5 protein-coding genes and 2 pseudogenes are annotated in these 7,610 nt (G+C 66.0%); 3 read left to right on the top strand and 4 right to left on the bottom strand.

Annotated features, from left to right (window positions below; all coding sequences use genetic code 11):
- The coding region (locus G408_RS0108725; RefSeq protein WP_028770398.1) for an IS110 family RNA-guided transposase at window positions 1-944 on the bottom strand (944 nt) is incomplete at its 3' end.
- A gap of 363 nt (window positions 945-1,307) precedes the next feature.
- Here G408_RS0108725 and G408_RS13915 point away from each other — a divergent pair.
- From G408_RS13915 to G408_RS0108710, 3 genes are all read left to right on the top strand, one after another.
- A complete protein-coding gene (locus G408_RS13915) occupies window positions 1,308-2,255 on the top strand; it encodes a histone deacetylase family protein (protein ID WP_051282809.1) in 948 nt (315 codons plus the stop codon).
- Complete coding sequence (locus G408_RS0108715; RefSeq protein ID WP_028770778.1) at window positions 2,222-3,112, top strand: DUF4097 family beta strand repeat-containing protein; 891 nt, start codon at window positions 2,222-2,224, stop codon at window positions 3,110-3,112. The genes G408_RS13915 and G408_RS0108715 overlap by 34 nt, the downstream gene beginning before the upstream one ends.
- Window positions 3,113-3,362: 250 nt before the next feature.
- A complete protein-coding gene (locus G408_RS0108710) occupies window positions 3,363-6,233 on the top strand; it encodes a TonB-dependent receptor domain-containing protein (RefSeq protein WP_084628153.1) in 2,871 nt (956 codons plus the stop codon).
- 290 nt (window positions 6,234-6,523) lie between these two features.
- Here G408_RS0108710 and G408_RS13910 read toward each other — a convergent pair.
- From G408_RS13910 to G408_RS0108695, 3 genes and pseudogenes are all read right to left on the bottom strand, one after another.
- Window positions 6,524-6,982 (bottom strand): annotated as a pseudogene (locus G408_RS13910) (integrase core domain-containing protein); the annotation flags it as partial.
- Window positions 6,983-7,012: 30 nt separating this feature from the next.
- Window positions 7,013-7,264: pseudogene (locus G408_RS13905) on the bottom strand (integrase core domain-containing protein); the annotation flags it as partial.
- A 30-nt stretch (window positions 7,265-7,294) separates the two neighbouring features.
- On the bottom strand, window positions 7,295-7,610 hold a 316-nt coding region (locus G408_RS0108695; protein ID WP_028770739.1), incomplete at its 5' end, for an integrase core domain-containing protein.

The raw sequence follows: 7,610 nt of genomic DNA, 5'->3' as shown, positions 1-7,610 counted from the left end.
TGGTCCCAAGGCTTGCTGGTTCTGACCATGGCATTGAGGGTGGTCAGCAGCTTGCGCATGCAGGCCACCAAGGCGACCTTGGGCAGCTTGCCAGCGGCGATCAGGCGCTCGTAGAAAGCCTTGATGACGGGGTTGCGGCGGCTGGCGGTCAGTGCGGCCATGTACAGCACACGGCGCACGTCGAAGCGTCCGCCCTGGATGCGTCGTCGGCCCCGGCTTGCGCCGGAGTCGTTGGCCATCGGGGCGAGGCCCACCAGCGCGGCGATCTCGCGCCGGTTGAGCCGGCCGAGTTCGGGCAACTCGGCGATCAGCGTGGCGCTAGCCACCGGGCCAATCCCGCTGGCTGACTGCAGCAAGCGGTCGAGCTCGGTGAAGTGCTCGCGCACGTGGCCGACCATCTGGCCTTCGATCTCGTCGAGCTGGGCCTTGATGGCCGCCACGATGGCTTCGATGCTCGGGTGCAGCCCCTTGGGCGTGATCTGCAGCCGCTGGCGCTCGGCGAGCAGCATGGCCAGCAGCTGGCGCCGGCGCGTGACCAGCGCGGCCAGCCACTGCTGCTGCGGGTCGGCCAGCGGGCGCAGGAATCGGGCGAGGTCTTCGCGGCGCAGCAGCACCGCGGCAAACTCGGCCAGCATCCGCGCGTCCACCGCGTCGGTCTTGGCCAGGCAGCCCATCGACCTGGCGAAGTCACGCGCCTGGCGCGGGTTGACCACCGCCACCGGCAGGCCCGCCGCCTGCAGCGCGCAGGCCAGCGCCGTCTCGTAGCCGCCGGTGGCCTCCATCACCACCAGCGCCACGGAAAGCGGCTTCAAGGCTGCCGCCAACGCCGAGTGAGCCTCGGCCTGGTTGTCGAACCGCTGGGCCCCGAGCTGGGCGCCCAGCACCGCGACATCGACATGCGTCTTGGCCACGTCGATGCCCACCACCACTGAGGAAGCAGACATGGTCTTCGGATCCCTTGCTTGTGCATGCGCGCTCGGCAAGGCCGGCGCGCGTAACCGTTCGGGCTTCAGAAAGACCAGCACGGCGGCCGTGCGCTCTGTACTCAGACACGGGCTCGATCACCCCAGCGGCTACCAAACTGCACGGGCCGGTCTGGCCGCCTCAACGGCGTTCAGACTCTACCGTGCTGGGCTGGTCTGAACATACAAGCGGCACGGGGGCGCACTCCCCGCGAAGGCAGGCGCTCCACAGTGAAGCGCCAGACGAGGCAGGCGCTTCCGAGAAGGGCCGCCACGCGAAGGCAGGCGCCCCCCGCTGCCGCGCCGCCCATCCCCGCATCACGCCCCCTGTCCTAGCCTGAGGCCATGAAGGCCTTCTACTGCCCGAGCTTCGAACTGCCCCTGCCCGAAGGCCATGCCTTCCCGATGGCGAAGTACCGGCGGCTTTACGAGCGCGTGCGCGGGCACGCCGCGCTCTGGGGCGTGGACCTGCACGAGCCGGTCTCGGCCAGCGACGAGGCCCTGCGCCGGGTGCATTGCCCGGCCTACATCGAGCGCGTGCGCCGCGGCACTTTGAGCCCTCAGGAGCAGCGGCGCATCGGCTTTCCCTGGTCGGAGGCCATGGCCCGCCGTGCCCGGCGCACCGTGGGCGGCACCCTCGCCGCGCTGGAGGCGGCGCTGCGCGGCGACGGGGTGGCGGTGAACCTCGCCGGCGGCACCCACCACGCCGCCTTCGATCGCGGCGGCGGCTACTGCATCTTCAACGATGCCGTGGTGGCCGCCCGCCACGTGCAGGCGGAAGGCCTGGTCCGGCGCCTGCTCATCGTCGATCTCGACGTGCACCACGGCAACGGCACCGCCGAGCTGGTGGCGGGGGATCCGACCGTCTTCGCCTTCTCCATGCACGATGCGAAGAACTACCCGGCCATCAAGCCTCCCTCCGACCTCGACGTGCCCCTGCCGCCGGGCACGGGCGATGCGCGCTACCTCGACCTGCTCGCCGCGCACCTGCCGGCGGCCATCGCGGCGGCGCGCCCGGAGGCGGTGATCTACCTCGCCGGGGCCGATCCCTTCGTCGGCGACCGCCTGGGCCAGCTCGCGCTGAGCAAGGCCGGCCTCGCCCAGCGCGACCGCATGGTGTTCGAGACCTGCCGCCGCCTCGGCCTGCCGGTGGCGGTGGCCATGGCCGGCGGCTATGCCCCGGACGTGGAGGACATCGTCGACATCCATGCCGAGACCGTGCGCTTGGCAGCCCGCGCCGCCTGTGCTGCGATGGCGTCATGCCGGCCTTCCTCCGTCCACTCCTCGCCCTGAGCGCGCTGGCCGCGGGCCTTGCCGCGGCGCAGCCGGCCACGGTGAGCGAGCGCCGGCCCCTGGCCGAAGGCCAGGCCTTCGCGCTCTGGCTCGAAGCCGGGTCGGTCACGGTCTCGGTGCAGCCTCCGACTGCCGCGGCGGAGGCGCCGGTGGCGGATGCCTCTGCGGCCGCAGGCGGAGCGGCGGCTGCATCATCGGCGGAACCCGATGCCGGGCAGGGGCTTGCAGCGGTGCTGGTCGAGGCCGGACTCGAGCCCGGCCAGCGGCTGCGCTGGCGCGAGCGTCCGGGCCTGCTGCAACTGCGGCTGGAGGATCCGGCCCGGCTGCGGCCGCGGCCGGCCGGGCTGCGTCTGGTGCTGCCGCCGGGGCGGGTCCTGCGCCTGGATCTCGGCGAGGCGCGGCTGCGGCTCACCGGCCTGCAGGGCGGGCGCCTGCGCGTGCAGGGAGGCGAGGGCGAGGTGGCCATCGAGGCCCGCGATGCCGATGTCTTCGTGCAGACCCGGAATGGCCCCCAGGTACTGCGCCTGCAGGGCGGGCGCCTGCGGGCCGACAGCCTGGGCGGGGCGATCGACCTCGAGGCCGCAGGCATGGAAACGGTTTCCGTCGAGACCTTCAGCGGCGATCTGCGCATCGCCCTGCCGGCCGACGACTCGGCCGCGCTCGCCTTCGTCCAGGCCCTTGGCTGCGCCGAGGTGCCCGAGGCCTTCACCGCCTTGCCACAGGGGCTTCGTGTGCTCGGCGAGGGGCGCGGGCAGGTGCGGCTCGAGAGTTTCAGTGGAAATGTTTTCGTGCGAACCCTTCCTGCCGGCACGCTGCCCGCCCTGCCGCCCGAGGCTCCGGCCGCGGCCGCCCGGTGAAGGGGCGGCGGAGCAGGAAAATCCAGTGTTTTCATGGGCTTGCGGCGCAGCATCGGTCCTGCTGCCGTGCACGATTTGCACCCCGTAAAGATTGCGTTATATTCGGCCTGCTCGCGGTCCGGCCCACCGGCGCCGTCGGCAACAACCGGACCCCCGAGTCCATCTGATCGTTGGAGAGAAATTAATGTCGAACATCAAGCAGCTGTCCGGCGCGATCCGCTTCGCGCTCATCACTGGTGCTGCCGCAGCCATGGCTGTTCCGGCTTTTGCCCAGGCTCCGCAGCAGACTGGGGAAGAAAAAGCGACGACCTTGGAGCGCATCGAAGTGGTCGGTAGTCGCATCCGTGGTGTCGATCTTGAGAATGCCCAGCCGGTGATCTCGTTGAGTCGCGATCAGATCGAGGCTCAGGGTCTGACCTCGATCGGTGATGTCATTCAGAACCTTGCTGCTAACGGCGCCACCCTTAACACTAATTTCAACAACGGCGGCAATGGTGAGACCCGCGTCAACTTGCGCAATCTTGGCTCGGCCCGCACCCTCGTGCTGGTTAACGGCCGCCGCTGGGTCGGTGGCACTGGCCTGGGTGGCGCGGTCGATCTGAACACTATTCCGACCGCCGCGGTTGAGCGTATCGAAGTCCTCAAGGACGGTGCTTCGTCGATCTACGGCTCCGACGCCATCGCTGGCGTCGTTAACATTATCCTTCGCACCGAGTTCCAAGGCGCTGAAGCTAACGCGTATCTCGGTCAATTTAGTCGAGGTGATGGTAGTCGCCAGTCTTACGACGCCACTATTGGTGCGCTCTCCGACCGGTCAGCCGTGATGCTCGGCATTGGCTATGTCAAAGAAGAGCCGGTTATGGCGGGGAATCGCGAAATTTCGGCGGTGCCGCTGTTTGGTTCGACCCCGGGCTTCCGCGGCAGCTCGACGACCCCGAATGGCCGTTACGCCATTACTCCGGATGGCGGCACGACACTGCTCAATCCGGGCGCGACCCCGGGGTCGACTGTTAATGCGGGCAACTTCTTCGTCCCGACCGGCCCCAACTCCTTCCGCCCCTGGGGGGGCACCACCGAGAACTATAACTTTGCTCCGGACAACTACCTGCTCACCCCTCAGGAACGCACCTCAGTCTTTGGTCACGCTCGTTTCGATCTGACCGACACCCTGCGCTTCGTCACCACGGTGACTTACAACGAGCGCATCTCGGAGCAGCTGCTGGCCGCTATGCCGTTGGTGCTGGGCGTGCCAGCCGCGGGTACGGCGTCGGCCGATATCGTCATCAGTCGCGACAGCATCTACAACCCCTATGGTGTTGACGTGAACTGGATCCAGCGCCGCGTCGTCGAGACCGGCGGCCGTAGCTTCAATCAGAACGTCAAGACCTTTGCTTTTAACGGCCGTTTCGAGGGTGAGTTCGACGTTGGCGACCGCAGCTTCTCGTGGGATGCCGGCTACTTCTATGGCAAGAACGACCAGACCGATGTGACCCGCGGCCTGTTCAACGTGCCGGCTCTGCGTCAGGCTCTTGGCCCGTCCTTCATCAATGCGCAGGGCGTTGCGACTTGCGGCACGCCCGCAGCTCCGATCAGCGGCTGCGTGCCGCTGAACCTGCTGGGCGGCGGCGCCGGCACCATTACCCCGGACATGTTGCGGTTCGTCGGCTTCGAGGCCAAAGATGTACTTGGCTATGAGCAGATCAGCTATTTTGCTAATGTGACCGGTGGTCTATTTGAACTTCCGGCGGGCACCATGGCGTTTGCCGCCGGTGCCGAGCATCGACGCGAGGAGGGCTTCGATCGTCCGGATGCATTGATCGCTTCGGGCAATACTACGGGCAATGCGCGCACGCCTACCGGCGGCGGCTACTCGCTTGACGAGCTGTACCTTGAGTTGCAGATCCCGCTTCTCGCTGACAGGCCGTTTGCGAAGAGCCTTGACCTGAATCTGGCTAGCCGCTATTCCGACTACAGCAATTTTGGTGACACCACCAATAGCAAGGCGAGCCTGACTTGGCGTCCGGTCAGTCAGCTGCTGGTCCGCGCCAACTGGGCCGAGGGGTTTCGCGCGCCGTCTATCCTTGAGCTGTTCCAGGGCGTCAGCGACAACTTCCCGCAGGCGACTGACCCGTGCAACACTGCTGGCTTTGGCGGGTTGACCCCGGAAGCGCAGGCCCGTTGTGTCGCTGGCGGAGTGCCGGTCGGCGGCTATTCTCAGGCCAACTCGCAGATCCGTACGCTGGTTGGCGGTAATCCGAATCTGCAGCCGGAGAGCTCGCGTTCCAAGACCTTCGGCTTCGTTTATAGCCCCGAGTTCGTGGAAGGCTTGGACGTTTCGCTCGACTGGTGGAATATCCGCATCGAGGACGCGATCGCCCAGCTTTCGGCGCAGACCATTCTCAATAGCTGCTATCGCGGTAATGCGGCAGCTGTGGCGCAGTTCTGCCCGATCATCCAGCGCGCTCCGGGTGGAATTATCTCCAGCCTGAACTCGGTGTCTCGAAACATCGGCATCAACGAGTTCGAAGGTTATGATCTGACGCTGACCTACCGCTTGCCTGAATCCTCCTTCGGGCAGTTCAGCATCAACTGGGACAACACCATCCTTACGGATGCTTTGGTTGACGAGAACGGTGACGGCCGTGTGACCGAGGATCCGGTGACTGGTGAGGGCGGCAATCGCGTCGGTGAGTACTACGACCGCAACCCGTACTGGCGTATCCGCAGCAACCTGTCCCTGCGCTGGACCCGGGGGGACTTCGCTGCCGATGTCTCAGCTCGCTATTACTCGGGTATGGACGAGAGCTGCGAGTCGCTCCGAACTGCCCCAGGCGGTGGCGCAGCTCAGGTGCCGCTCGTTTGCTCGAACCCAACCCGTCGCACTCAGCTGGATGGTCAGGCGACCTCGGTCCTGCGCCCGGAGAACTATATTCCCTCGGTCACTTACACCGACGTTGTGGGTCATTGGAAAGCGCCGTGGAACGCGCGCATCTCGATCGGCGTGAACAACATCTTCGATCGAGATCCACCGTTCTCGGCGATCACTTTCGCCAACAGTTTTGATCCGCAGTACGAAGTGCCGGGGCGCTTCTATTACATGCGTTACTCGCAGAGCTTCTAACTGCAATTCGCTGGGCGTAACCAGAGCCGGCACGGGTCATCCCGTGCCGGCATTTTTGTAATGATCCAGTGATTTCCTGTTTGGCTGCTACCTTGAAGAGGGGGCTGAAACCGGAGGTTGTCAGGATTTTTGTGTGAGGGGCCTACCATGACGATGTTCAGGAGCCCCCATGCCACGCAAGAAGACCACCCCTGCCGCGAAGCCGGACGCCATCCTTCCCGACGAGCTGCTTGAGAAGCTGATCCCGGGCCCGAGAGGCCGTGACCTGCCCCCAGTAGCCGTACCAGCCATTACTGGGAGAGCCCGGGGTTGAATGGTACTGCGGTGGGGTTGGTTTGGGTTCGATGATTGGCGGCAAACTGGGCCGGCGGGATGCGCCCGCAGCTGCTGTGCGGTCTGACCTCGTTGTAGTCGCGCCGCCACTCGCTGATCACCTCGCGGGCTTGGGCGAGCGACGTGAACCAGTGCTCGTTCAGGCATTCGTCGCGGAACTTGCCGTTGAAGCTCTCGATGTAGCCGTTCTGCATGGGGCGGCCGGGCTCGATCAGCAGGTGCGTGATGCCGTGCTGCTGGGTCCACGCGATGAAGGCGCGACTGGTGAACTCGGGGCCGTTGTCGGTGCGTACGGCGCGCGGATAGCCCCGGAACCGGGCGGCCTGGTCCAGGACACGCGCGACATAGGCGCCGCTGATGCCATGGTCGACCGTGATGTCGATGCACTCGTGGGTGAAGTCGTCGGCGACCGTCAGGTGACCTGCCGGGTTTTTTCGGACCACCGATTAGTTGAGGACGGCTCGGTGGGTTGATGCGGGTTGCTGCTGCTGGAACTCGTCCTTGAACTGCCTGGGCGTCCGGTAGCCGAGGCTCGAGTGTGGCCGATCCTCGTTGTAGTGGCGTCGCCACGTCTCGATGATCGCCCGGGCCTCGATCCGGTTCCGGAACCATTCCATGCTGAGGCACTCGTCTCGGAACTTCCCGTTCAAGCTCTCGGCGGTGCCATTCTGCCAAGGCTTGCCTGGATCGATCAGCGCGGTTGACCTGCGTACGGAATTTGTAGCCAATCAGCCGGTGAGTCCGGGTTGGATGGTATCGGTTTCCCGCCAGGCCCTGCGGACACTGGCTGGCGGCTTGTAGCGATGCGCACTGTGCGGTCGCCGTTCGTTGTAGAACTGCCGCCAGCGCTCGATCAGCACGCGCGCCTCGGCCCGACTGCGGAACCACTCCCGGTTCAACAGCTCATCCCGAAGCTTTCCATTGAAGCTCTCGACGAAACCGTTCTGCCACGGGCTACCCGGGGCGATGAACGCGGGGCCGATGGCCGCGTCTCGCAACCAGCGCATGACTTTCGCCGCAGTGAACTCGGCACCGTTGTCGGAA

The sequence above is a fragment of the Silanimonas lenta DSM 16282 genome (genome assembly GCF_000429065.1).
GTDB classification, from domain to species: Bacteria; Pseudomonadota; Gammaproteobacteria; order Xanthomonadales; family Xanthomonadaceae; genus Silanimonas; species Silanimonas lenta.
Note: the sequence above shows the minus strand (reverse complement) of the source record. Positions and strands in the feature narration are given on the sequence as shown.

Bases quoted from the DNA above. Each gene is read 5' to 3' on its own strand.
- G408_RS13915 (WP_051282809.1), top strand. From the start codon at position 1,308: ATGAAGGCCTTCTACTGCCCGAGCTTCGAACTGCCCCTGCCCGAAGGC.
- G408_RS0108715 (WP_028770778.1), top strand. From the start codon at position 2,222: ATGCCGGCCTTCCTCCGTCCACTCCTCGCCCTGAGCGCGCTGGCCGCG.
- G408_RS0108710 (WP_084628153.1), top strand. From the start codon at position 3,363: ATGGCTGTTCCGGCTTTTGCCCAGGCTCCGCAGCAGACTGGGGAAGAA.